Origin of the sequence: Actinomadura sp. SCN-SB (assembly GCF_043906805.1) — a bacterium.
GTDB lineage: Bacteria > Actinomycetota > Actinomycetes > Streptosporangiales > Streptosporangiaceae > Spirillospora.
The window spans coordinates 34,086-57,795 of the sequence record NZ_JBIMPP010000022.1 but is presented as its reverse complement, the minus strand read 5'-3'; the positions used below and the strand labels follow the sequence as shown (position 1 = coordinate 57,795).

At 72.3% G+C, this 23,710-nt stretch carries 16 protein-coding genes; 11 read left to right on the top strand and 5 right to left on the bottom strand.

Translation table 11 applies throughout. The features are described 5' to 3' along the window. The first annotated feature begins 109 nt into the window (after positions 1-109). The 3 genes from ACGWYJ_RS16665 (at position 110) to ACGWYJ_RS16655 (ending at position 2,797) form a co-directional block, all read left to right on the top strand. Positions 110-1,246, top strand: a complete 1,137-nt coding sequence (locus ACGWYJ_RS16665) for a branched-chain amino acid ABC transporter permease (protein ID WP_395106938.1) — start codon at positions 110-112, stop codon at positions 1,244-1,246. 92 nt (positions 1,247-1,338) lie between these two features. Continuing rightward, on the top strand, positions 1,339-2,079 hold the full coding sequence (locus tag ACGWYJ_RS16660; RefSeq protein WP_395106937.1) for an ABC transporter ATP-binding protein: 741 nt from the start codon (positions 1,339-1,341) through the stop codon (positions 2,077-2,079). Then, positions 2,069-2,797 (top strand): ABC transporter ATP-binding protein, encoded by a 729-nt coding sequence (locus ACGWYJ_RS16655; protein WP_395106892.1) that lies wholly within the window; start codon positions 2,069-2,071, stop codon positions 2,795-2,797. Before ACGWYJ_RS16660 ends, ACGWYJ_RS16655 begins: the two co-directional genes overlap by 11 nt. Before the next feature lie 74 nt (positions 2,798-2,871). Here ACGWYJ_RS16655 and ACGWYJ_RS16650 read toward each other — a convergent pair whose 3' ends face one another. After that, positions 2,872-3,450: a DUF4352 domain-containing protein gene (locus ACGWYJ_RS16650; protein WP_395106891.1), complete on the bottom strand. Its 579-nt coding sequence runs from the start codon at positions 3,448-3,450 to the stop codon at positions 2,872-2,874. Between the two features lie 202 nt (positions 3,451-3,652). Then, positions 3,653-4,108 (bottom strand): PaaI family thioesterase, encoded by a 456-nt coding sequence (locus ACGWYJ_RS16645; RefSeq protein ID WP_395106890.1) that lies wholly within the window; start codon positions 4,106-4,108, stop codon positions 3,653-3,655. 131 nt (positions 4,109-4,239) lie between these two features. Between ACGWYJ_RS16645 and polA the strand changes: the two genes are divergently transcribed. From polA to ACGWYJ_RS16610, 7 genes are all read left to right on the top strand, one after another. After that, positions 4,240-6,960 (top strand): DNA polymerase I, encoded by a 2,721-nt coding sequence (gene polA, locus ACGWYJ_RS16640; RefSeq protein WP_395106889.1) that lies wholly within the window; start codon positions 4,240-4,242, stop codon positions 6,958-6,960. A 240-nt stretch (positions 6,961-7,200) separates the two neighbouring features. Continuing rightward, positions 7,201-8,304 carry a polysaccharide deacetylase family protein gene (locus ACGWYJ_RS16635; protein ID WP_395106888.1) on the top strand — a complete coding sequence of 368 codons (1,104 nt, stop codon included), beginning with the start codon at positions 7,201-7,203 and terminating at the stop codon, positions 8,302-8,304. Between the two features lie 333 nt (positions 8,305-8,637). Further along, on the top strand, positions 8,638-10,119 hold the full coding sequence (rpsA, locus tag ACGWYJ_RS16630) for a 30S ribosomal protein S1 (protein WP_285694183.1): 1,482 nt from the start codon (positions 8,638-8,640) through the stop codon (positions 10,117-10,119). A 674-nt stretch (positions 10,120-10,793) separates the two neighbouring features. Further along, complete coding sequence (locus tag ACGWYJ_RS16625) at positions 10,794-12,749, top strand: endonuclease/exonuclease/phosphatase family protein (protein WP_395106887.1); 1,956 nt, start codon at positions 10,794-10,796, stop codon at positions 12,747-12,749. Between the two features lie 96 nt (positions 12,750-12,845). Next, positions 12,846-13,355, top strand: coding sequence for a GNAT family N-acetyltransferase (locus ACGWYJ_RS16620; RefSeq protein ID WP_395106886.1), 510 nt, complete (start codon positions 12,846-12,848; stop codon positions 13,353-13,355). 23 nt (positions 13,356-13,378) lie between these two features. Beyond that, positions 13,379-13,984, top strand: a complete 606-nt coding sequence (gene coaE, locus ACGWYJ_RS16615; RefSeq protein ID WP_395106885.1) for a dephospho-CoA kinase — start codon at positions 13,379-13,381, stop codon at positions 13,982-13,984. A 10-nt stretch (positions 13,985-13,994) separates the two neighbouring features. Further along, a complete protein-coding gene (locus ACGWYJ_RS16610) occupies positions 13,995-14,744 on the top strand; it encodes an integrase (protein ID WP_395106884.1) in 750 nt (249 codons plus the stop codon). 11 nt (positions 14,745-14,755) lie between these two features. Here the strand turns inward: ACGWYJ_RS16610 and ACGWYJ_RS16605 are convergent, their stop codons facing one another. Beyond that, entirely contained in the window at positions 14,756-20,659 is a 5,904-nt protein-coding gene (locus tag ACGWYJ_RS16605; RefSeq protein WP_395106883.1) for a TIR domain-containing protein, read from the bottom strand. Between the two features lie 58 nt (positions 20,660-20,717). Here ACGWYJ_RS16605 and ACGWYJ_RS16600 point away from each other — a divergent pair, with 58 nt between their 5' ends. Next, a complete protein-coding gene (locus ACGWYJ_RS16600) occupies positions 20,718-21,950 on the top strand; it encodes an SLC13 family permease (protein ID WP_395106882.1) in 1,233 nt (410 codons plus the stop codon). Here the strand turns inward: ACGWYJ_RS16600 and ACGWYJ_RS16595 are convergent. Both ACGWYJ_RS16595 and ACGWYJ_RS16590 read right to left on the bottom strand, forming a co-directional pair. Further along, positions 21,940-22,851, bottom strand: coding sequence for an inositol monophosphatase family protein (locus ACGWYJ_RS16595; RefSeq protein WP_395106881.1), 912 nt, complete (start codon positions 22,849-22,851; stop codon positions 21,940-21,942). The genes ACGWYJ_RS16600 and ACGWYJ_RS16595 overlap by 11 nt on opposite strands. Positions 22,852-22,920: 69 nt before the next feature. Further along, positions 22,921-23,688 carry a hypothetical protein gene (locus tag ACGWYJ_RS16590; protein ID WP_395106880.1) on the bottom strand — a complete coding sequence of 256 codons (768 nt, stop codon included), beginning with the start codon at positions 23,686-23,688 and terminating at the stop codon, positions 22,921-22,923. Positions 23,689-23,710 lie beyond the last annotated feature (22 nt).

Sequence of the window (23,710 nt, the reverse complement as noted above, 5' to 3'; positions counted from 1 at the left end):
GAAGGGCGAGAAGGAGGGCAAGGTGCCCGGGTCCGAGGTGAAGACGGCCGCGGCTCCGCCGAACGGGGCCGTGGGCAGGCTGCGGAGCCCGCGCTCGGCGTGGTCGCAGATGACCGACACCGCGAGCCGGAGGTGGGCGACCCTGCCGCCGGCCGGCCGGTGGACCGTCTACCTGCTGCTGATCGTCGGGGCCGTGCTGCTGCCGTCGTCGACGATCGGCGAGTTCATGTCGCCGGAGAGCGACTGGTCGACGCTGCTGTTCTTCCCGATCGGCGGGTACATCCTGCTGGCGATCGGGCTGAACGTGGTGGTGGGGCAGGCGGGCCTGCTCGACCTGGGTTATGTCGCGTTCTTCGCCATCGGCGGCTACGCGATGGCGATCCTGGGGAAGAACCTCGGCTGGAACTTCTGGGAGATCCTGGCCGTGGGCATCCTGCTGGCGGCGCTGTCCGGGGTGATCCTGGGCGCTCCCACGCTGCGGCTGCGGGGCGACTACCTGGCGATCGTCACACTGGGCTTCGGTGAGATCATCCGGATCTCGGCGCGCAACACGCCGGCGATCGGCGGCCCGAACGGCATCTCCGGCATCCCGCACCCGCCGACGCTGACCGAGTGGGAGATCCCCGACGTGGAGCCGTGGACCTCGCTGGGGCTCGGCGGCGTTTCCCCGTTCCAGTACGGGGCGCTGGACATGCGGCCGTACTACTACCTGATGCTGGCCGCCATCGTCATAACGATCATCTTCGTGAAGCGGCTGGAGCGCAGCCGGGTGGGCCGCGCCTGGGCGGCCATCCGCGAGGACGAGGACGCGGCCGAGCTGATGGGCGTCCCGACGTTCCGGTTCAAGCTGGCGGCGTTCGCGATCGGCGCGGCCATCGGCGGCCTGGCCGGCGTCCTGTACGGCGCGCAGGCGACGTCGATCATCCCCGCGAACTTCCTGTTCATCGTGTCGGCGCTGCTGCTGTCGTCGGTGGTGCTGGGCGGTTCGGGTAACCTGCCGGGCGTGATGCTGGGCGCGTTCCTGGTGGCCTGGCTGCCGGAGCGGTTCCGTGAGCTGGCGGACTACCGCGTGCTGATGTTCGGTGCCGCGCTGGTGCTGATGATGGCGCTGCGGCCGGAGGGCCTGCTGCCGTCCAGGCAGCGCAAGGCCGAGCTGGCCGAGGGCACCGGCGGGATGGGCAGCATGGGCGCCGAGGTAGCCACGCCCACCAGCGCGCCCGGAGCGACCGAGGTGGTGTCCAAATGAGCCGTGGCGAAGCCGAGAAGACGATCCCCGAGGCTTCCGAGGCCCCCGAGGCGCCGGGCGGTGAGCCGCTGCTGGAGCTGAAGTCGCTGACCATGCGCTTCGGCGGCGTGGTCGCGGTGAACGAGCTGGACCTGACCGTGCGCAAGGGCGAGATCTTCGCCCTGATCGGGCCGAACGGAGCGGGCAAGACGACGGTGTTCAACGTGACCACCGGCGTCTACCGGCCGACGTCCGGGGACGTGGTGTTCGACGGCCGGCGGCTGAACGGCATGAAGCGGTTCGCCGTCACCAAGCTCGGCGTGGCGCGCACGTTCCAGAACGTGCGGTTGTTCCACAACATGACGGCCCTGGAGAACGTGATGGTGGGGGCGGACGCGCACCACCGCACCGGGTTCGTCAGCGCCTCGCTGGGCCTGCCCCTCCACCGCAGGGAGGAGCGGGACGGCCGGGACAAGGCCAGGGAGCTGCTGACGTTCGTCGGCATCCCGCACCGGATCGACGAGGTCGCCAAGAACCTGCCGTACGGCGACCAGCGCCGGCTGGAGATCGCGCGTGCGCTGGCCACCGACCCCACCCTGCTGCTGCTGGACGAGCCCGCCGCCGGCATGAACCCGGCGGAGAAGCTGTCGCTGCAGGAGCTCATCCGCAAGATCCGCGACAGCGGCCGCACGGTGCTGCTCATCGAGCACGACATGGGGCTGGTGATGGGGATCAGCGACCGGGTGGCGGTCCTGGACTTCGGCCAGAAGATCGCCGAGGGCCTGCCCGCCGAGGTGCAGAACAACCCGAGGGTGATCGAGGCGTACTTGGGGGCTCCCGCCGATGCTTCTTGAGATCGAGGACGTGCACGTCCACTACGGAAAGATCGCGGCGCTCAAGGGCATCACGATCGAGGTCGGGCAGGGCGAGATCGTCTCGCTGATCGGCGCCAACGGGGCCGGCAAGACCACGACCCTGAAGACCATCTCCGGCCTGCGCCCGCTGTCGGCCGGCCGGGTGCGGTTCGACGGGAAGGACATCAGCCGGATGCCCGGCCACCGGCGGGTGCTGGCGGGCATCGCCCAGGCCCCTGAGGGCCGCGGGATCTTCCCCGGGATGTCGGTCGAGGACAACCTGCTGATGGGCGCCTACAGCCGCAAGGGGGACGTCTCCAAGGACCTCAGGCAGGTCTACGAGCTGTTCCCTCGGCTGGCCGAGCGCAGGACGCAGCCGGGCGGCACCATGTCCGGCGGCGAGCAGCAGATGCTCGCGATCGGGCGGGCGCTGATGACCGAGCCCAAGGTGCTGCTGCTCGACGAGCCGTCGATGGGCCTGGCGCCGATGCTGGTCCAGCAGATCTTCTCGATCATCGCGGAGATCAACCGGCGCGGCACCACCGTCCTGCTGGTCGAGCAGAACGCGCAGCAGGCGCTGCAGCTCGCCCACCGCGCCTACGTCCTGGAGACAGGGACCATCGTGAAGTCGGCCCCTGCTTCGGAACTGCTGGACGACCCGCAGGTGCGCGCCGCTTATCTAGGCGGCGACCTCGGTGAGGCGGCGCAGAACGCATAGCCCCGCCGTCGACGTGCCCGCCGCCTCCCGCCCAGGGGGCTGCGGGCACGCCGGCTTTCCGGCCTGTCAAGGCTTCAGGGCAGTTTGACGTCCACGGGCGAGGGCTCGCTCACCGCGCCCACGCCCGGTTCCCCCTGGAAGCGGATCGCGGTGGGACGCTCGCTGCGGGGGACGTCGTACCAGATGTCCAGCTCGACCCGCATGCCCGCGCCCACGGGGAACTGCTCGGGCATCCGCTTGACCAGCATCGCCTCGCGGTCGAGCGCGATGGTGCGGCCGGACGCCAGCACCAGCACCTGTTCCTTGGGCACGAACGTCTGCCCGGTCCGGCCCGTGTTCTCCACCACGAGCCGCACCCGGACGTACCGGCCCTTGGGCGCCACGTCGGCGTGGCTGCCGACGAGTTCGGGCATGCCGCCGGTGTAGCCGATGACGGTGAACGCGGTCTCCCCGCTGCGCGCGGTGGGGGTCTTCACCGCCTTCTCCCCGTCCCGTACGGGACGCGGCGGGAGCTCATAGGTGGGCTTGGCGGCCGTGCGGCCCTCCTCGGCCCCGTCGTCCGAACAGGCGGTCGCCGTGAAGACCGTGACGGCCAGCAGGGGGAGCAACCGGGGAAGCAACTGGGGAAGCACTGACCAGGTGCGCAGGGCCATGGGGCGTTCCGGTCCTTGATCGGGGAGGGGGACCGGACCCGGAACCACCTTTGGGGCCGCGCCCGCCCTGTCCGGACACGCGCGTTGTCTACTCAGTGATCCCGGGCCGTTCCGATGCACGCTACCGACCGTTCCTCGGGCGAGGCAAAGGAAAGCCGGTACCGGCCTCTGCAAAACACGCCAAATCGCTGGATCGTTCCTGTCAGGTCGCGGGCTTGTCACGCAGCATGCAGGTGAGGCGGGCGGTGCACACGCGACGCCCCTGCTCATCGGTGATCACGATGTCGTAGGCGGTGAGCGTCCGCCCGCCGTGGACCTGGGTGGCGACGCCGGTGACCCAGCCCTCGGAGGCGGAGCGGTGGTGCGTGGCGTTGATCTCGATGCCCATCGCGCTCCGGCCCGGACCGGCGTGCAGCGTCGCGCCCACCGACCCCAGCGTCTCGGCCAGGACGCAGGAGGCGCCGCCGTGCAGCAGCCCGTACGGCTGTGTGTTGCCCCGCACGGGCATCCGGCCGGTCACCCGCTCCGGTGTGGTCTCCAGGAGCTCGATGCCCAAGGCGCTCGCCAGACCGCGGTTCACCCCGGACCCGGCGCCCTCCGCGTCTGGCGGTGCGGCGTCCTGTGGCGGCGCGGCGAGGTCCCGCCCCTCCGTCGTCATCGAGCCTCCTTTTGCCCCTTCTTACCCCTTGAACCGCACTTCGGGTGAACTCCCGGGGGTGTGGGGGCCGGCCCCCCGGGAAGCACCTCGAAGCGACTCGAACTGTCGCACACGCAGACTAGAGTCCAGGTGTGGCAACGACAGCAGCGACCCCCGACGACAAGCGGCAAGACCGGCTTCTCCTGCTCGACGGGCATTCCCTGGCCTACCGGGCGTTCTTCGCCCTGCCGGTGGAGAACTTCACCACCACCGACGGCCAGCCGACCAACGCCGTGTACGGCTTCACCTCGATGCTGATCAACGTCCTGCGGGACGAGGCGCCCACCCACATCGCGGTGGCCTTCGACCGTTCCGAGCCGACGTTCAGGCACGAGCAGTACGTGGAGTACAAGGCGGGCCGGAGCAAGGCGCCCGACGAGTTCCGCAGCCAGGTCAGCCTGATCTTCGAGGTGCTGGACGCCCTGCGCGTCCCGCGGCTGTCGGTGGCCGGCTACGAGGCCGACGACATCATCGCCACACTGTCGGTCCAGGCCGGCCAGTCCGGTATGAAGACCCTGATCGTCACCGGCGACCGGGACGCCTTCCAGCTCGTCAGCGAGGACGTCACGGTCCTGTACCCGGTCCGCGGGGTCTCCGAGCTGTCCCGGATGGACCCGGCCGCCGTCGAGGCCCGCTACGGCGTGCCGCCCGAGCGGTACCGCGAGCTGGCCGCGCTGGTGGGGGAGAGCAGCGACAACCTGCCCGGCGTCCCCGGGGTCGGGCCCAAGACCGCCGCCAAGTGGCTCGCCAAGTACGGCGACCTCGACGGCCTGGTCGCGCACGTGGACGAGATCAAGGGCAAGGCCGGCGACAACCTGCGCGAGCACCTGGGCCAGGTGCTGCGCAACCACCAGATCAACCGGCTCGACACCGAGGTCGGGCTGGAGATGCGGCCGCCGCAGCTCACCATGGGCCAGTGGGACCGCGAGGAGATCCACACCCTGTTCGACTCGCTGCAGTTCCGGGTGCTGCGCGAGCGGCTGTACTCCACCCTGGCGCCGGCCGAGCCCGAGGCCGAGGAGGGCTTCCAGGTCGCCCGCGAGGAGCTGGAGCCCGGCGCGCTGGCCGCCTGGCTGGAGGAGAACGCCGGGCCCTCGGCCCGTACCGGCGTCGCGGTCACCGGAACGTGGGCGCGCGGCACCGGCGAGGTGACGGGCATCGCGCTGGCCTCGTCCGCCCCGGCCACGTCCGGCCCGGCGCCCGCGGTGTACCTCGACCCGGCCGAGCTGATCGAGGACGACGAGCGGGCCCTGGCCGCCTGGCTGGGCGACCCGACACGGCCCAAGGCGCTGCACGAGGCCAAGGGCCCGAGCCTGGCGCTGGCGGCCCGGGGCATGGAGCTGCGCGGCCTCACCAGCGACACCGCCCTGGCCGCCTACCTGGCGCTGCCCGGGCAGCGCACCTTCGACCTGGCCGACCTCGTCCTGCGCTACCTGCACCGGGAGCTGCGCGCCGAGGCCGACGACTCCGGGCAGCTCACCCTCGACGGGTCCGGCGAGGCCGAGGCCGCCGACGACCTGGCCGTACGGGCCCGCGCCGTGGCCGAGCTCGCCGACAGGCTCGACGCCGCCCTGGAGGAGCGCGGCGCCACCCGGCTGCTGCACGAGGTCGAGCTGCCGCTGGTGAGGGTCCTGGCCGGCATGGAGCGGGCGGGCATCGCCGTCGACACCGGCCGGCTGGCCGAGATGGAGGCGAGCCTGGCGGGTCAGGAGAAGGAGGTCGAGCAGCTCGCCCACCAGGCCGTGGGGCACGAGTTCAACCTGGGCTCGCCCAAGCAGGTGCAGCAGGTGCTGTTCGAGGAGCTCGGGCTGCCCAAGACCAAGCGCACCAAGACCGGCTACACCACCGACTCCGAGGCCCTGACCAACCTGGCCGAGAAGAGCGACCACCCGGTGCTGGAGCACATCCTGCGCTGGCGCGAGGTCTCCAAGCTCAAGAGCATCGTCGCGTCCCTGATCCCGATGGCCGACGACTCCGGGCGCATCCACACCACGTTCAACCAGATGGTCGCGGCCACGGGGCGGCTGTCGTCCACCGATCCCAACCTGCAGAACATCCCCATCCGCACCGCGGAGGGCCGCCAGATCCGCGAGGCGTTCGTGGTCGGCGAGGGCTACGAGTCGCTGCTCACCGCCGACTACAGCCAGATCGAGCTGCGGATCATGGCGCATCTCTCGGAGGACGAGGCCCTGCTGGAGGCATTCCGCGCCAAGGCCGACTTCCACACCATCACCGCGTCCCGGGTGTTCGGCCTGCCGCCCGAGCAGATCGACCCCGAGCTGCGCGCCCGCATCAAGGCGATGAACTACGGCCTGGCCTACGGCCTGTCGGCGTACGGCCTGTCGCAGCAGCTGCGCATCTCACCGGACGAGGCCCGGGCCCTCATGGAGGAGTACTTCCAGCAGTTCGGCGGCGTCCGCGACTTCCTGCGCGGGGTCGTCGACCGCGCCCGCAAGGACGGCTACACCGAGACCATCATGGGCCGCCGCCGCTACCTGCCCGACCTCACCTCCGACAACCGCCAGCGCCGTGAGATGGCCGAGCGGATGGCGCTGAACGCCCCGGTGCAGGGCTCGGCCGCCGACATCATCAAGGTCGCCAGCCTCAACGTCGACCGCGCCCTGCGGGAGCACGGCCTGCGCTCCAGGATGCTCCTCCAGGTGCACGACGAGCTGGTCTTCGAGGTCGCCCCCGGCGAGCACGAGGTCCTCACCGGCCTCGTCCGCGACCAGATGTCGTCCGCCTACGAGCTGAAGGCCCCTCTCGAGGTGAGCATGGGCACCGGCCCGACCTGGGAGTCCGCCGCGCACTAGACGGCCGCCGACCCAGGGCTCGCCCCGCCTGGGCGCCCTGCCGCGTGCCATGAGTGCCGCGCTGCCGGGGCGTCCTGGTGACCTGCGCGCGCTGGGACGGGAGTTCGCCGTCAGGGCGGTCGTTGCCTGAGTGGCCGGATTCGTCTTCGGTAGCGATGTGGTTTGCGGGGCGCGAGAGCGGCCGGTGAGAGATCATTGTGCGGGCGCCGGGGGTGCCGGGAATTCGATCGAGGGAGACGCGTGCCACTCCTCCACAAGATCGCCGCTGTCGTGATCGTCGCCGCCGTGGTCGCCGGGCTCTGGCTGCCCGGCGAGCGGGACGGGTCCCGCGCCGCCACCCAGGCGAAGGAGCCGGTGGCGCAGGCCGGCGGCGTCGGGCACCGGAGTCCCCCGCCGGCACCGGGGCCGGCACCGGGGAAGGCGGCGCCTTCGCCCGCCGGGACCGTGGGCCCCGCCACGCCCGCGGCCGCCGCCGCGAAGGCCAACGAGCTGGGACAGGTCCCGGTGATCATGTATCACCGGATCGTCCCGAAGCCGGAGCGCGACCTGGACCGGTCGGCGAAGGACTTCCGGGCCGAGCTGGTGCGGCTCGCGAAGAGCGGCTACGTGCCGATCACGGCGGGCGAGTTCGCCGCCGGGTGGATCAACGTGCCGGCCGGGCGGCATCCGGTCGTGCTGACCTTCGACGACAGCATGCCCGAGCAGTTCTCCCTGGACGCCCAGGGCCGCCCCAAGGCGGGCACGGCGGTGGCGATCATCCAGGAGGTGGCGCGGCGGTACCCGGGGTTCCGGCCCACCGCCACGTTCTACCTGACCAAGGACCTGTTCCGGCTGGACGGGCAGGAGGCGGCCGGGCTGGCCTGGCTCCTGCGCAACGGGTTCGAGCTGGGCAACCACACCCTGAGCCACCGGAACCTCTCGCAGCTGTCCAAGAAGGACGTGCAGAGGGAGATCGGCGACATCGAGGCCAGGATCGTCCGGCTCACCGGCAGGCACACCACCACGCTGGCCTACCCGTTCGGCGCCGAGCCGGACAAGCGGTCGTGGGCGGCGAAGAAGGACGGCGCGTACGCGTTCAAGGGCGTGTTCCTGGCCGGCTGGAAGCCGTCGGAGTCCCCGTTCGACAAGGACTTCGACCCGCTGGCGATCACCCGCGTCCAGTCCGAAGGCAAGATCGACAGGAACGACTGCGCCCGGTACTGCTCGGCCGCCTGGCTGGACGAGCTGGAGAGGAACCCCGAGTCGCGGTACACCTCTGACGGCGACCCCAACACGATCACGTTCCCGCGGGCCGCCGAGGACCGGCTGGCCAAGGAACTGCGGGGGCGTGGCCGGGTGTACTGAGTTCCCATCTGTTCTCTGATCCGACTCTGTCTCGCCTTCATCGCGCCCTGGGGCGCGTCCGCGAGAACCCCGCGTCGCGGGGGCCGGTCCACTGTGACGGGGGTGGCGTGGACCGCGCCGATTGACCACGCGGTTTCCGTCCCATATGCTGATCGCTGCGCTGTGGGCTTGCGCGTGCTTCGGACAGAGCAGGCTCGCGCTCGGTCAGGTCGACATCGGTTTCCCTGACGTGGTTCGTGGCCACGTCCCATCTCCGGTCATCGGCAGGGCGGAAAAGGGCCCTCCGCGCACTACGCGCAACTACGCATGTCCGTATCCGGAGCCAGCCGACACATGACGAGCAGCACCGAGGCAACCTCGACCACCCCGCAGGTAGCGGTCAACGACATCGGGTCCGAGGAAGCCTTCCTCGCCGCGATCGATGAGACCATCAAGTACTTCAACGACGGCGACATTGTCGAGGGCACTGTCGTCAAGGTCGATCGTGACGAGGTCCTCCTCGACATCGGCTACAAGACCGAGGGCGTCATTCCCTCGCGCGAGCTGTCCATCAAGCACGATGTCGACCCCAACGAGGTCGTCACCGTCGGCGACCACGTCGAGGCCCTGGTCCTTCAGAAGGAGGACAAGGAGGGCCGGCTGATCCTGTCCAAGAAGCGCGCGCAGTACGAGCGCGCCTGGGGCACGATCGAGAAGATCAAGGACGAGGACGGCATCGTCACCGGTACGGTCATCGAGGTCGTCAAGGGCGGCCTGATCCTCGACATCGGTCTGCGCGGCTTCCTCCCCGCCTCCCTGGTGGAGATGCGGCGGGTGCGCGACCTCCAGCCGTACGTGGGCCGCGAGCTCGAGGCCAAGATCATCGAGCTGGACAAGAACCGCAACAACGTGGTGCTGTCGCGCCGCGCCTGGCTGGAGCAGACGCAGAGCGAGGTCCGCCAGACCTTCCTCAACACCCTGCAGAAGGGCCAGGTCCGCAAGGGCGTCGTCAGCTCGATCGTCAACTTCGGCGCGTTCGTCGACCTCGGCGGCGTGGACGGCCTGGTGCACGTCTCCGAGCTGTCCTGGAAGCACATCGACCACCCGTCCGAGGTGGTCGAGGTCGGCCAGGAGGTCACCGTCGAGGTCCTCGACGTCGACATGGAGCGCGAGCGGGTCTCGCTGTCGCTGAAGGCGACGCAGGAGGACCCCTGGCAGCAGTTCGCCCGCACCCACCAGATCGGCCAGGTCGTGCCGGGCCGCGTCACCAAGCTGGTGCCGTTCGGCGCGTTCGTCCGGGTCGAGGAGGGCATCGAGGGCCTGGTGCACATCTCCGAGCTGGCCGAGCGCCACGTGGAGATCCCCGAGCAGGTCGTCCAGGTCGGCGACGAGATCTTCGTGAAGATCATCGACATCGACCTCGACCGGCGCCGCATCAGCCTGTCGCTCAAGCAGGCCAACGAGAGCGCCGCCGGCATCGAGGAAGAGGACTTCGACCCGACGCTGTACGGCATGCCGGCCGAGTACGACGAGCAGGGGAACTACAAGTACCCCGAGGGCTTCGACTCCGAGACCGGCGAGTGGCTGCCCGGCTACGACCAGCAGCGCGAGACCTGGGAGCGGCAGTACGCCGAGGCCAGGGCCCGGTTCGACGCCCACCGCAGGCAGATCGAGGAGGCCCGCAGGGCCGAGGCGGAGGCCGAGGGCGGCGCCCCGTCCGGCGGTGGCGAGACCTCCTACTCCGGCGGCGCCGAGCGCGAGGACACCTCCTCCGGGGCCCTGGCGACCGACGAGGCGCTGGCGGCGCTCCGCGAGAAGCTCTCCGGCGGCCAGTAACATCACCCGGCCGGCGCCCCGGTCCCTTCCCAGGGGCCGGGGCGCCGGCGGTCGCGTTTCCGTCGCCCTGCCTTAGCCGATGTTCATCGGCGCGTGCGGGCCGGCGGTGTATCCCTTCGGTGTCCGGCGAGCACGGCCGGGACCGGCCCCACCCCGGGCCCGTCCCGGCCATGACTCGTTGCTCCTCCGTGCTCCTTGTGTCCTGCTGCCGCGTAGCGGAGACGGAGGGCGACCGGCGCAGGCCCCTACCCGGGCGTGCGCCGATCCAACCCCGAACCGTCCCGCCCGCAACGCACCCCCACGCGACCCGCGAGGCGGAGGCGGCTCGTCCAGTGGTACGGGCGGGAGGCCGCCCATGGTTCGCGGGATCCTGGACGGTCACGCACCGTTTCCGGGCGGTCATGCGCCGTTTCCGCGAGGTCCCGGGCGGTTCCGGCGGCGCGGGGACGCGGCCGGCGCGGGCGTTCATGACCGCGCGAACACGGGCACGGAGCCCGGGCCTGGAGGCCGCCGCTGCGCTATTCTCGCGCGCGACGGCCAGGTATCGCGCGGATCGCGGTGCCCGCCCTTCGTGCCGCCGCAGTACCGCGACACCGATGTACCGCTCCACAGCGGTACCGCGCCATCGCGGTACCGCCCCTCCGCCCGATCGTCCCCGGGGAGCAAACGTTCAATTGGCCACCACACAGCTCGGTACCAGGCCCGGTGAACCCGTCCAGCCGGCAGGCGCGCCGATCGTCCCCCAGGGGCCGGCGCGGCTGGCGCTGATCGCGGTCACGGCGGCGGTGCTCGCGCAGACGCTGCGGTTCGCGCTGCCCCAGTACGACCATTTCGCCGACACGGCCGGGACCGCGGTCGCGGGCGTCGTGCTCCTGGCGGTGTACCTGGCCGGGCTGGCGGCCCCGGTGATCAGGAGCGTGGCGGGGCCGCGCGGGCTGCTGCTGGCCGGGGTCGGCGGGCTGCTGGTGGTGCGGCTGCTCGCGCAGGCGCTGACCCCGCAGACCTGGCTGGCGTTCGCGGGCACCGCCATCGGCATGATCGCTGTGGCCGCGTTGTACGAGGGCGCGCGCGGTCTGTCGGGCGTGGGCTTCGCGACCGCCACGGTGGCGGGACTGTCGGCCGACACCGCGATGCGGATGGCGTTCGCGACATGGGACCCGTCGTGGCGCTCGGGCGTGGGCCCGTGGCTGGCGTGCCTGCTGTTCGTGGGCCTGGGCGCCGCCGCGCTGTTCAGGGAGCTGGGCTCGGGCCCGGTCGAGCCCCCCGGCATCTCCTGGCGGGACGCCTTCGGGGCCGTGGCGTTCGGGCCGTTCCTGGCGCTTCAAGTGCTGGTGCTGTCCAGCCCCGGGTTCGTGGCGTCGGCGAGCTGGCGGTCGCTGACCGCCGCGCACGTCGTGATCGTGGTGGGGCAGGGCCTGGCGCTGGCGTTCCTGGCCTCGGGACTGGCCGTGCGCGCCGTGCCCGGCGGCGTCTGCGTCCTCGGCGGGACGCTGCTCGGCGTCGGCGCCGCCGCGGTCTCGGGCACCTACTCCATCGCGGGCGTCGAGGTGGTCCCGGTCGTGGTGGTCGGGCACGTGCTGTCGGCATGGCTGCTGGCGGTGGCGTGCCGGGCCCCGCTGCGCCGCGCCGGGACGGGCGGCCCGGTGTGGAGGGTCGACGTGGGCGCCGCGACCGGTGGCCTGCTGATCGGCCTGATCCTGGTGTCGTACCAGGTCAGCGCGCTGGAGCCGCTGCCGTTCCCGAACAACGCGCTGCCCGGCCTGGCGGGGCTCCTGCTGGGCGCGCTGGCGGCGATCGCCGCGGCCCGCGGCGGTCCGCTGCCGGCCCGCGCGCCGCTGCGGGCGCTCACCGCGGGCGCCGCCGCGCTCGTCCTGCTGCTCGGCACGCTGGCCTTCGCCGTGGCCGGGCCGGACGGAACGGCGCAGGCCGCACCGGCGGACGGCCGTGTGCGGTTGCTCACCTACAACATCCACGACGCCGTCAACCAGAAGGGGCGGCTCGACCCGGAGAGCATCGCCCGCAACATCGAGGCGCAGCGGGCGCACGTGGTGCTGCTCCAGGAGGCGGGCCGCGGGTCCCTGCTGTCGGGGACGACCGACGTGGGCGTGTGGCTGTCGCGGCGGCTCGGCATGACGCTCCTGTGGGGCCCGGCCGCCGACGGGCAGTTTGGCAACGCGATCCTCACCTCGCTGCCGGTGGAGGACTCGGGCATCGGGCGGATGCCGAGGGGTGACTGGTCGCAGATCCGCGGGTACGTGTGGGGACGGCTGCGGGTCGGGGACCGGTCCCTGACCGTGTGGTCGACGCACCTGGAGGGCGGCGCCGACCAGGCGGAGGAGCGGACCCGGGAGATCGCGGCGCTGGTACGGGCCTGGGGCGGCGCGCCCCGCACGGTCATCGGCGGCGACTTCAACGCCGCGCCGGGCAGCGCCGAGATCACCCGGGTGCTGGACGGCACCGAGCTGCGCAGCGCCGCGCCCAGCGGCGACCCGTCGCCGACCACGGCCGACGGCCGCCGGGTCGACTGGATCTTCGGCACCGACGACCTGCTGCTCTCCGACTACGACGTGCCGCGCTCGGCGGCGTCCGACCACTATCCGGTCGCGGTGACCGTCTCGATCGGCCCCTGAAGCGGCCTCCGACGAGCCACCTTTGACGAGCGGCCTTTGATGTCGGGAGGCGACCGGGCGGCTCCGCGGCCAGGGTCCGGGGATCTCCCAGGAGGGATGGGCATGAGTGAGCCGGAGGGGCGGGGCGCCGTCATCGAGCGCGCCGCGCTGGCCGACGCGGGGGAGATCCTGACCGTGCAGCGCGCGGCCTACGTCGCCGAGGCCCAGCTTTACGGCGACCCGTTCATCCCGCCGCTGGTGGAGTCGCTGGAGCAGTTGCGCAAGCTGCTCGGCGGGGACGACGCGGTGGTGCTCAAGGCGGTGGTGGACGGCCGCCTGGTGGGGGCGGTGCGCGCCCAGTTCAGCGACCGCACGTGCCTGGTGGGGCGGCTCGTGGTGGCGCCGGACATGCAGGGCCGCGGCATCGGGCGCCGGTTAATGGAGGCGCTGGAGCGGGAGGCGGCGGACCGCGCGGACGCCTGCGTGCTGTTCACGGGCCATCTGAGCGAGGGCAACCTGCGTCTCTACCGGCGGCTCGGCTACGGCGAGACGCACCGTGAGCGGGTCGCCGCCCACCTCACCCTCGTGCACATGCGCAAGGCGCTCGTCCCCGCCGCCGCGCCGTGAACGCCGCGCCCTACAGTGGTGCCGTGCTGAAAGTGGGACTGACCGGCGGCATCGGGGCGGGCAAGAGCGAGGTGTCGTCGCTGCTGCGCGAGCGCGGCGCGCTGGTCGTCGACGCGGACGTGATCGCACGCGAGGTGGTGGAACCGGGCACGCCCGGTCTGGAGGCGATCGTCGCCGAGTTCGGCGAGGACGTCCTGCGGCCCGACGGCACGCTGGACCGGGAGAGGCTCGGTTCGATCGTCTTCGCCGACCGGGACCGGCTGGCCGCGCTGAACGCCATCGTGCACCCGCTGGTGGGCGAGCGGATGCGGGAGCTGGTGGACACGGCGCCGCCCGACGCGATCGTGGTGTACGACGTGCCGCTGCTGGTGGAGAACGGGCTGGCGGAGAACTACGACGTGGTCGTGGTGGTGGACGCCCCCGTGGAGGTGCAGCTCGACCGGCTGACGTCCCGGCGCGGCATGAGCGAGGAGGACGCCAGGGCGCGGATCGCCGCCCAGGCGTCCCGCGAGGAGCGCCGCGCCGTCGCCACCCACGTGATCGACAATTCGGGCTCCCTGGACGATCTCAAGGCCCAGGTGGACGCCCTCTGGGAGGATCTGACCCGGCGTGCGGGCTCGGCCGGGTGAGGGGGGCGCGATGCGGGTGACGTGGGCGACCGACGAGGGCAGTCCCGAACGTGGCAACGAGGACTTCGTCGCGTCCGCTCCGGGCGCCGTCGTCGTCCTGGACGGCTGCGGGCTGCCGCTGGGCACCGATCTCGGCTGCGTCCACGGCACGGCCTGGTACGCCCGCTCGCTCGGCATGAGGCTGCTCTCACGGCTCGTGGACGGCCTCGGAGGGGCCCGCCCGTCCTCGCCCCCGGTCGGGCCCCCGGAAGGGACGTACAGGCCGGATCAGCGCCCTCTGGTGGGCCGCCTGGCGGGCGCCATCGCCGATGTGGCGGCGTCCCACCGGTCGACCTGCGACCTGCGCCGCCCGACGACGCCCGCGGCGACCGTGCTGGCGCTGCGCGTCCGCGGCGAGCTCGTGGACTACCTCGTGCTGGCCGACTCGACCCTGCTGCTGGACGGCCCGGACGGGCTCCGGGAGATCACCGGGGGCCGGGACTACGCCGCCGCCGACCCCGCCGTCGCCCGGCACGCGATCACCGGCACCGTGCCGCTGGCCGGCCTGCGCCACGCCTACCTCCTCACCGACGGCGCCACCCGCCTGGCCGACCGGTTCGGCCTCGCCGACTGGCACGGGCTGGCCGGCACCATCCGCGAGCAGGGCCCGGCCGCGCTGATCGCCCGCACCCGCGAGGCCGAGCGCAGCGACCCGAGCGGCGCCCGCTGGCCGAGGGGCAAACCCCACGACGACGCCACCATCGCCCACTGCGCCTTCTGAAGGCGGGCTCGTCAGAAGTCGGCCTCCATGGCGATCTGGCGTACCTCGGGGAGGTAGGCGTCAAGTTCGCCTGGCTCGAAGCGGCACATGCCTATCGCGTACCAGAACTCGCCTGCCGTGTTGCCCTCCCGCTTGTAGCGGCCCTCGGGGGCGAGGGCGGCCCATCCCTCGGAAAGGCCGAGGAGGGTGACGCGGGGGGACGGGGCGTCCCGCCCTGTGGGGTCGGGGACGTTCCACAGGATGACCGCGCCGTCGTCGCCCGCCCCTGCGAGAAGCGTCCCGTCCGGGCTGAACTCCACCGCCCAGACGCGGCGGGTGTGGCCGGTGAGGGTGTGCAGGTGGTGTCCGGTGTGCGCGTTCCAGAGGTGGATGACCAGGTCGTCGCCCGCCGTGGCCAGCAGCGCGCCGTCCGGGCTGAACGCGCACGTCCACAGCCGCCCGGCGTGGCGGGTCAGGACCCGCTGCGGCTCGCCGGTGCGCGCGTCCCACAGCCGCGCCGTGCCGTCGTGCCCGGCGCTGGCCAGGGTCCGGCCGGAGGGGTGGTGGCGGACGCGGTAGACGCGGTCGGTGTGGCCGTGCAGCTCCGACAGCAGGGTGCCCGAGCGGGCGTCCCAGATGCGCACCAGGCCGTCGTCGCATCCGGTGGCGACCCGCGCCCCGTCGGGGCTGAAGTCGATGGAGCGGACGCGGCCCCGGTGGTCGGCGAGGTTGACGATCTCGCGCCCGGTCGTCCAGTACCAGAGGCGCACGGTGTCGTCGTCGTTGGCGGTGGCCAGGACCTCCCCGCCGGGGTTGAACGCCTGCGCCCACACGTGGTCGGTCTCGACGTTCAGCTCGCGCTCGAACGTGCCCGTCCCGGCCTGCCACAGGTGGACGCCGCCGTCGTTGGTGGCGGTGGCCAGCCGCGTCCCCGCGGGGCTGAACGTGGCGAAGGTGAGGTTGTCGGCGATGCCGCGCAGCACGCGCACGAGGCGGCCGGTGCGCGGCTCCCACAGGCGGACCAGGCCGTCGTTGCCGCTGGTGGCCAGGAGGCCGCCCTCGGGGCTGAACGCGACACCGGTGGTGCGCCTGCCGTGGCCGCGCAGGACGAAGCGGCACTGGCCGGTCTCGGTGTCCCACAGCCGGGCGGTTCCGTCGTTGCTGCTGGTGGCGAGCTGCGCCCCGTCCGGGCGGAACGCGAACGGCCACACCGCCCCCCGGTGCCCGGACAGTTCCAGGCGCTGCCGCCCGGTCGCGGCGTCCCAGAGGCGGACGGACCCGGCGCTGTCGGCGGTGGCGAGGCGGCCGCCGTCCGGGCTGAACGCCGCCTGGTAGATGGCGCCGCTGTGACCGGACAGCGTCAGCTTGTGGCGGGCGCCCTCCCAGAGGCGGACCGAGCCGTCGGTGTCTCCGGTCACCATCAGCTCGCCATCGGGGTGGAACGCGATGGCGTAGACACGGCCGGTATGGCCGAGCAGCTCTTCCCGTATCTCGCCCGTGTGAATGTCCCAGAGCCGCACGGTGCCCGTCTCGTCGCCCGCGGCCAGCAGTGCCCCGTCCGGGTGGAACACCGCGCGGAACACCGCGCCCCTGTGGCCGGTGAGAGTCCGCTGGAGGGCACCGGTGGTCAGGTCCCACACGCGCAGGGTCCCTCCCGCGTCACCTGTCACCATCAGGGACCCGTTCGGGTCGAAGACCGCGGTGTAAACGGGAGCGGTGTGCCCTGCCAGCTCGTGCCGCAGTTCCCCTGTCGCGGCGTCCCAGAGGCGAATCGTGCCGTCCGCGGCCCCTGCCGCGATGAGGGGATCGGGTCCGGGGCCGACGACGACGGGCCAGACCCCTTCGGGATGGACGGTGTGCGTGTGCGCGGTGTGTCCCGTGGCCAGGTCCCACACGCGGACGGTGCCATCGGCGGCGCCCGTGGCGAGCAGGTTGCCCTGGGAGTCGAACGCCACCGCGTAGGCGCGGCCCCGGTGCCCTTGGAGAGTGCGCAGGGGAGTGCCGGTGACCGCGTCGCAGATGACGACGCCTCCGTCCTCGCCTCCCACCGCGACCACGGAACCGCCGGGGCTGTAGGCGAGCGGCTGCGGCAGCCTGCTCGTCTGGAAATGGAACCCGTACGGGACCCCGACCGCCGCAGGGGCCATCTCGATGCCCACGGGCCGTCCCGGGGCGATCGCGGCCTCGCGCAGCTCGGGGGAGCGCGCGATGCGGTCGGGGAGCGCGGCGGCGATGAGCGCGGCACGGGTCCAGCGGCTGCCGTCCACCACGGCGTCGCGCAGGTCGGCGCGGGCGAGCCGGGCCCGGGACAGGTCGGCGCCGCGCAGGTCCGCGCCGGTCAGCCGCGCCTCGTCCAGCCGCGCCCCCGCCAGGGACGCGTCGCGCAGGACGGCGCGTGACAGGTTCGCCCCCACCAGATGGGCGTCGGTGAGGTCGGCGCCGGTGAGATCGACCTCCTGGAGGTCGCGGTAGGACAGGTCCTCGCCCTGGAGGCGGGCGCCGCGCAGGTCGGTGCGGGCCGGCGTGCGCAGCCTGGTGGTGATCTTGATGGCGTTGGCGCGGGCGGCGTCGGCCGCGCCCGGATCGGCCAGGACCTCCGCCACCCAGTCCTGGCAGGCGCGGGTGTCGGCCAGGTCGCACAGGAAGTCCACGGTGAGTTGCGACAGCGCCCTGCGCGACAGTGCCGCGGGCGTGCCGCCGCCCTCGAACTCCATGGCGATGTGCCGCGCCACGAGCCACTCCATGACCGACCCGTGGATGAACCCGAACATGCCCTCGGCGGTGCGCACCAGCAAACTCCCCGCGCCCACCGCGTGCGTCACCTGCTCGGACGACAGCCGTCCCTCGGCCAGATCGCTGAGCGTCCCGGCGACGTCGGCGAGCTCGGACAGTTGCAGGAACTCCTCGTTGCCCTCCCACAGCCGCAGCGCGAGCGTGCCGACCGCCGTCCACATGTCCTCGACGGTCAGCCCGGAGGGCCCGCCCGACTGGCGGACGCGCTCCGCCTCGTAGGTGAGCCAGGACGTCAGGATCTCGCGGTACAGGTCGGCCGGGCTGACGGTCGCGCGCGCTTGGGCGACGGCGCGCAGCCGGTCCTCGGGCAGGTCGGCGATGAAGCTGAGCATCCGCGGGTTGCTGGTCAGGCCGAGCAGCTCCCCGATGCTGTGCAGGGCGCGCAGCCGCGTGTCCGCGGCCTCCTCGCTGCCGTACCGGCCCACCAGGTACGAGCGCACCTGCGCCGGGTTGAAGTCCTCCAGGCCGAGCACGCGCCGGTGCGGCAGCACGCCCACCTTCTCGCCCATCGCGGTCAGCACCTGCGCCTGGGACTTGAAGTGCTGGGTGCGGCTCGCCACCACGATCTTCGCCTTGTCCTGGGCCGCCTGAAGCAGCGTGTCCAGGTGGTCGGCGGCCTGGTCGTAGGTGACCCTGGTGACCAGCTCGTCGAACCCGTCGAACAGCAGCACGATGCGGCCCTGGCGCAGCATGTAGTGGAACGCCTTGAGGTCGATCAGCTCCTCGCCGTGGTTGGCCAAGTGCGCCGCCACCAGGCCGTCCACCGAGTGCGCCTTGTCGAGCGCGCGCAGCTCGATGAGGATCGGGATGACGTGCGGCAGCTCGGCGGGGATGCGGCGGGCCAGCTCGCGCAGCGCGAACGTCTTGCCGCGGCCGAAGTCGCCCAGCAGAAGCAGGAAACGCCCATGGTCGGCGGCCAGCAGCCGCAGCATCTCCCCGACGACGTCCTCCTGCACCTCGGGGTCGCCCGCTTCGGACGACGCCTGCCCGCCGTCGGCGCGTGGCGTGCGAAGGCTGTCGAGTTGCCGGAACCGCTGCGGGACGTAGAGGGACGGTGGATACAGGCCCCCCGCGTTGAGCCGCGCGGTCTGGCCCGCGACGTACTCCGACAGGTCCAGCAGCCCCTGGAACTCGGTCAGGCTGCGCAGCCGTATGCCACGCCGCATCGCGTCCTCGCGCAGGGAGCGGGGCGGTGCGGGCCCTAGGAAGACCAGTTCCGATCCGAAGTCGTCCCCGTCCGCGTGGACGTGCCGTACGAAGGCGTCCACATCGGCCTCGGTGACCTGCCCGACGTGGGCGCCGATGTGGTACTGGCGGACGAACCCGTCCTCCATATGCGAGAGCAGCAGGTGCGGCGGGTCGGCCTCGATACGGCGGATCTTCGGGTTCTCGAACCTCGTCTCGCACGCCTCGGTGATGCGGTCGAGAAGGCGGCCCGTCGGGTCGGGAGTGGGTTCGGGGGGCTCCTCCCCGCCTTCGCGTAGGGGCACCAGCGGCGGGACGGGGCGGGGCTCGTCGGGCGGGGGCGGGAACGTGCCACTCACCATCGTCCAGGACTGGTCGAGCCGTTCCGGGCCGCGCCGCGCCGCGTCCTCAGGGGTCCAGCGCTCCAGGCCGTCCCTGCTCACCACGAGGATCTGATGACGTCCGGTGCCGAGCGCGGGAACGGACGGCACACCCGATGGCAGCAGCGGGATCATCCCCTGATCGGACTCGGCCCCCTGGAGGAACAGGTTGACGTGGCCCGCGAGCAGGGAGTTGACGGTGTCGGTATCGCGCAGCGCACCGGGCTCAGAGGGGATGGGGCTGTGCTCCACGGCGGCGAGCCTCAGCCAGCCCTCGCTCTCGTAGTGCCGCAGCCGCTCGGTGAACCACGCCGCCTGCGCCTGCCCGACCTGCCCGTACCTGTCCCCTGGGCGATGCGTCTGCGGCATCGTCGAGTTGAGACCGGCCACCACGACCTTGAGGTCGTCCATGGGGAACAGCGTCCACGGCTGTGCGCTGTCGAAGATGAGGCTGTCCAAGCCCTGGTAGAACTCCTTGAACAGTCCCGTGAAGTGCCGCCACTTCGGCCAGAACGGGGGCTGCGGATCGATGTCGTCGGCCTCGCAACTGGCGAAGTACGCCTGGCACGCGGCGCGCGTCACATCGTGCGTGCCGGGCACGACCACCACGCGCTGTGCCTCCAGGCCGAGGAGCGCGCGCAGGCTCGTCAGGAACGACAGGGCCTCGGTGAACTCCTTGCGGCTCCCCGAATGCGTCAGGTTGCCCGTGACGACCAGCAGATCGGGCCTCGGCACCCCCGCGTCCGCCAGCAGCGTGACATCGCTCCAGATGCGGTTCTGCAGATCCGTGGCGCTGGTCGGCTCGTCCGGCTCGGCGAGCGTACGGCCGAAGCGCGGGCCCGACACGTGCAGGATGCTCAGCCGCTCCCGTGGCCGCTCGCCGTCGCCGTCGCCGGAGCGGGCGGGGTACGCGGGCGGCACCACGGGGGCCCTGCGCGCCGGACGTTCCCCGGCGATCTCCGGCAGCCGGGGCCCGGATCCTTCGACGCGCCCCTGGAGCGGCGCGCGGCCCGGCGGCGCCGATCCGGTGCCTCCGGCCGCACCTGGGAAACCCGGGCCGTTCATGGGACGGGCATGGCCCGCCAGGGCCTGCTCGATCCGCTCCATCAGAAGCGCGCGCGCCTCATCGGCGTCCTCGATGCCGACCAGGTCCACGTAGGTGATGGTGGACAGCAGCCCGTCGATCGGGCAGTCCTCGATCCGCACGGTGACGAGCTTGTTCGCGGGGTCGTCCGGGTCGGCGCGCAGCGCGGTCATCCACTCCCACCTGCCGTACCGCGAACGCAGGTAGTTGCGCGACAGGACGGCGACCACCACCTTGGCCTCCGACAGGCCGCGGTCCATGAAGTCGATGAAGTTGGTCCCGGCGACGAAGTCCCACGCCTGCATCATCGTGCGGTGCCCGGCCGCCTCCAGTTGCCAGGCGATCCAGGACGCCCAGCGCTCGTCGGCGGGGGAGTAGCTGATGAAGAAGTCGGTCGGGCGCTCCCGCCGTGAGGGCTCGCGGCCCGGCGGCTCTCGCCTGAAAGGCTCCGGCGCTGGGGGATCCTGTCGGAAGGCTTCACCGGGGGGAGTCATGCGGCCAGTATCGCGCGGCCTGCTCACGGGTCCCAGGGCGGCGCGCGGCCATGGGATCATGAGGCGCGTGGTGACCCTCGCACTGCCGTTCCGCCGCCTGGCCCGTGCCTTGAGCGTGCTGGACTGGATCCGCGTCGGGTTGCTGGCCGCCGGGCTGGGGTTCGTCGCGACGGGGCTGCTGCCCGCGGACGACGCCGAGGCGAGCGTGCGCCGGATCGCGCCGATGCTGGTCTTCCTGTTCTCGGTCATCGTGCTCGCGGAGCTCACCAAGGAGGCAGGGGTCTTCGACCTCATCGCCGAACGGGTGGCGCGCGCCGGACGGGGAGGCTACGGGGCGCTGTTCTTCCTCTGCGTGGCGTTCGCGTCCCTCACCACCGTCTTCCTCAACCTCGACACCACCGCCGTCCTGCTGACCCCGGTCATGCTCGCCCTGGCCGCGCGCACGGGCATCGCCGCACTGCCCCTGGCGATGACCACGGTATGGCTCGCCAACACGGCCAGCCTGCTCCTCCCGGTGTCGAACCTGACCAACCTCCTGGCCTCCGACCGGGTCGCCTTGGAGACACCCGCGTTCGCCGAACGCATGTGGGCCCCGCAGTTGGCGTCACTGGTCATCACCATGGTGCTGCTGTGGGTCTTCTACTGGAGGCGCAGCGAACGTGGGGCCGACCGGTACGAGCCGCCATCGCCCACGCCCATCCAGGACCCGGTGCTGTTCGGCGCGACGGCGCTCGCCTGCCTGGTGTTCATCGGGGCCGTCCTGGCGGGCGCGGAGACCGGCTGGGAGATCGCCATCGCGTCCAGTATCGCGGCCGTCATCGCGGTGGCCGCGTTCGCCGTGCGGGAACGGTCGCATCTGCGGCCCGCGCTGATCCCCTGGCAGCTGCTCGTGTTCGTCACGGGCCTGTTCCTGGTGGTGCCGACACTGAGCCGGTTCGGGCTGGACACCGTGATGCGCGGGCTCGTCGGTGTGGACGACGGCACGGGCGGGGCGTTCCGCGCGGTCTTCTCGGGCGCGGGACTGTCCAACGCGCTGAACAACCTGCCCGCCTACGTGGCGGGGGAGTCGGTGGTGCACCCGGCCAACCACGACCAGTTGCTGGCCTTGCTCATCGGCACGAACGTGGGGCCGGTCATCACCCCCTGGGGCTCGCTGGCCACGCTGCTGTGGTTCGAGTGGTGCCGGCGCCGGGGAGTGGCCGTGCCGATGCGCCGCTTCGTCCTCACCGGTGTGGCGCTCGCCGTCCTCGGATGCGCGGCCTCCACCGCGGCCCTGCTGCTCACAGGCTGAGGTGCGGGGCCTCCAAGCGGACGATTCCCAGCAGGCGGTCCAGATGCTCGGGACGTGCCGCGACGAAGCTGAGCTCGTCCGGGGAACGGTCGATCGACGCCTCGTACGAGGAGCCGTCCAGCCCGCGCAGTTCCGCGCCCGCCTCCGCGGCCAGCAGCGCGCCCGCCGGCAGGTCCACGATCTCCGGCCGGTAGCCGACGATGCCGTCGATGTCGCCACGCGCCAGCATCACCCACGCCACCAGCGGCGCCCACAGTTGCAGCAGGCGGCGGCTGTGAGCCTCCAGCATCGACCTCATGGACGACGCGACCGGGTCGCTCGGCCCCACCTGGTGGCCCTGCGTCCACGCCAGGACGGGGTTCTCCAAGCGCCCTGGACGTTCCGTCTCGCCGAGCAGCAACGCCGCCCCCGACGGGCTGCGCGCGCCCTCACCGCGGATCGCCGACCACGTGCGCCCGCTCACCGGATCGTGGACGACGCCTACGACGGGGACGGAACCCGCGCACAGCGCCAGCCCCACCGCGTACACGGGCATCCCGATCGCGATGTTGTTGGTGCCGTCCAAGGGATCCACCAGCCACACCGGGGTCCCGGCGCCGTTGCCTTCGGGTGCTCCGGACGCTTCCAGCAGGCCCGACTCCTCGGCGATGATGCGGTGCCCGGGGTAGGCCGCGCGCAGCCGCCGCACGATCAGCGACTCCGCGGCCATGTCCAGATCGGTCACCACGTCCCCGGCGCCGTCCTTGAGCCGCACCTCCATCGGCCCCTGCATCCGGGTTCGCAGGAGCGCCCCGGCCGACTCGGCGGCGTCCACCGCCACCCGCCGGGCCGCGGCCAGATCAACCTGTGCCGTGGCCGACGTCGCCTGAGCGGCCTTGGCGGTGGGGGTGAGCGGTCTCATCGAGGCGCCTCCAGTGGCGTCCGGTCCGCGGGCGGGAGGGTCGACCGGAAAAGGGTCGACCGGGAAGGGTCAACTCGGTGCGGCGCGACCGGTCCGCCCGCGCGTGCCGGGCGGGTCGGGGTCGGCCGGGGGCCTCGCGGCGATGCGGCCGGCGGCGGGTTCGGGCAGGACCGGGTGGGCGGCCTCGATACGGCGGACCGAGCGCAGCGCCGCCCTGGCCGTCTCGTCCGGCCCGCAGCGCATCCGCCGCGTCTCGTGCGACGGGGCGTCCAGCGGGCCGAGTGACAGGTTGCCGCCGCCCGGGTCCTGACGGCCCAGCGCGACGGTGGCCGCGTCGGGGCCGCCCTCGACGTACGTGCTGTGGAAGACACCGGCCGGCAACGTGTAGGTGTCGCCCGTGCCGTAGGTGGAGGTGGGCCCGGGGAGGTAGCGGACGGTACGGCCGGTCGCCTTGAGCTCGTCCACCTCGCCCTTGCTGACGACCTCGAACAGCCGGTGCGTGGCACCGTCCGGTCCGGAGGGCGCGGTCTCGGCCACATGGGCGCGGGCGTTCCGCACCGAGCCGTACAACACGAAGCTCACCAGCTCCCAGCTATGGCAGTGCACGCCGGAGGTCGTCGTCTCCACCGACTGTACCTCGGGGGACCAGATATGCAGGCACACGCCTAGGTCACCTGTCCGTTCCAGAGGAAGACACAGGAAACCCAGGGGGTGGCGCACCGCGTTGATGGGCATACGCCCCTCGGCGATGTCACCCAGCACGCGCCAGGCCCACCGCGGGACGGTGGCGGCCGCAGTACCTCCGGTGATCTCCCCGTACAGGTCGGTGTAGCGCATGGCCGTTCGTCCGCTGCGTCGA

Excerpts from the sequence above, each read along its gene's own strand:
- ACGWYJ_RS16665 (WP_395106938.1), top strand. The coding sequence starts at position 110 with ATGACCGACACCGCGAGCCGGAGGTGGGCGACCCTGCCGCCGGCCGGC.
- ACGWYJ_RS16660 (WP_395106937.1), top strand. The coding sequence starts at position 1,339 with ATGCGCTTCGGCGGCGTGGTCGCGGTGAACGAGCTGGACCTGACCGTG.
- ACGWYJ_RS16655 (WP_395106892.1), top strand. The coding sequence starts at position 2,069 with ATGCTTCTTGAGATCGAGGACGTGCACGTCCACTACGGAAAGATCGCG.
- ACGWYJ_RS16650 (WP_395106891.1), bottom strand. The coding sequence starts at position 3,450 with ATGGCCCTGCGCACCTGGTCAGTGCTTCCCCAGTTGCTTCCCCGGTTG.
- ACGWYJ_RS16645 (WP_395106890.1), bottom strand. The coding sequence starts at position 4,108 with ATGACGACGGAGGGGCGGGACCTCGCCGCGCCGCCACAGGACGCCGCA.
- rpsA (WP_285694183.1), top strand. The coding sequence starts at position 8,638 with ATGACGAGCAGCACCGAGGCAACCTCGACCACCCCGCAGGTAGCGGTC.
- ACGWYJ_RS16620 (WP_395106886.1), top strand. The coding sequence starts at position 12,846 with ATGGGCATGAGTGAGCCGGAGGGGCGGGGCGCCGTCATCGAGCGCGCC.
- ACGWYJ_RS16610 (WP_395106884.1), top strand. The coding sequence starts at position 13,995 with ATGCGGGTGACGTGGGCGACCGACGAGGGCAGTCCCGAACGTGGCAAC.
- ACGWYJ_RS16605 (WP_395106883.1), bottom strand. The coding sequence starts at position 20,659 with ATGACTCCCCCCGGTGAAGCCTTCCGACAGGATCCCCCAGCGCCGGAG.
- ACGWYJ_RS16600 (WP_395106882.1), top strand. The coding sequence starts at position 20,718 with ATGAGGCGCGTGGTGACCCTCGCACTGCCGTTCCGCCGCCTGGCCCGT.
- ACGWYJ_RS16595 (WP_395106881.1), bottom strand. The coding sequence starts at position 22,851 with ATGAGACCGCTCACCCCCACCGCCAAGGCCGCTCAGGCGACGTCGGCC.
- ACGWYJ_RS16590 (WP_395106880.1), bottom strand. The coding sequence starts at position 23,688 with ATGCGCTACACCGACCTGTACGGGGAGATCACCGGAGGTACTGCGGCC.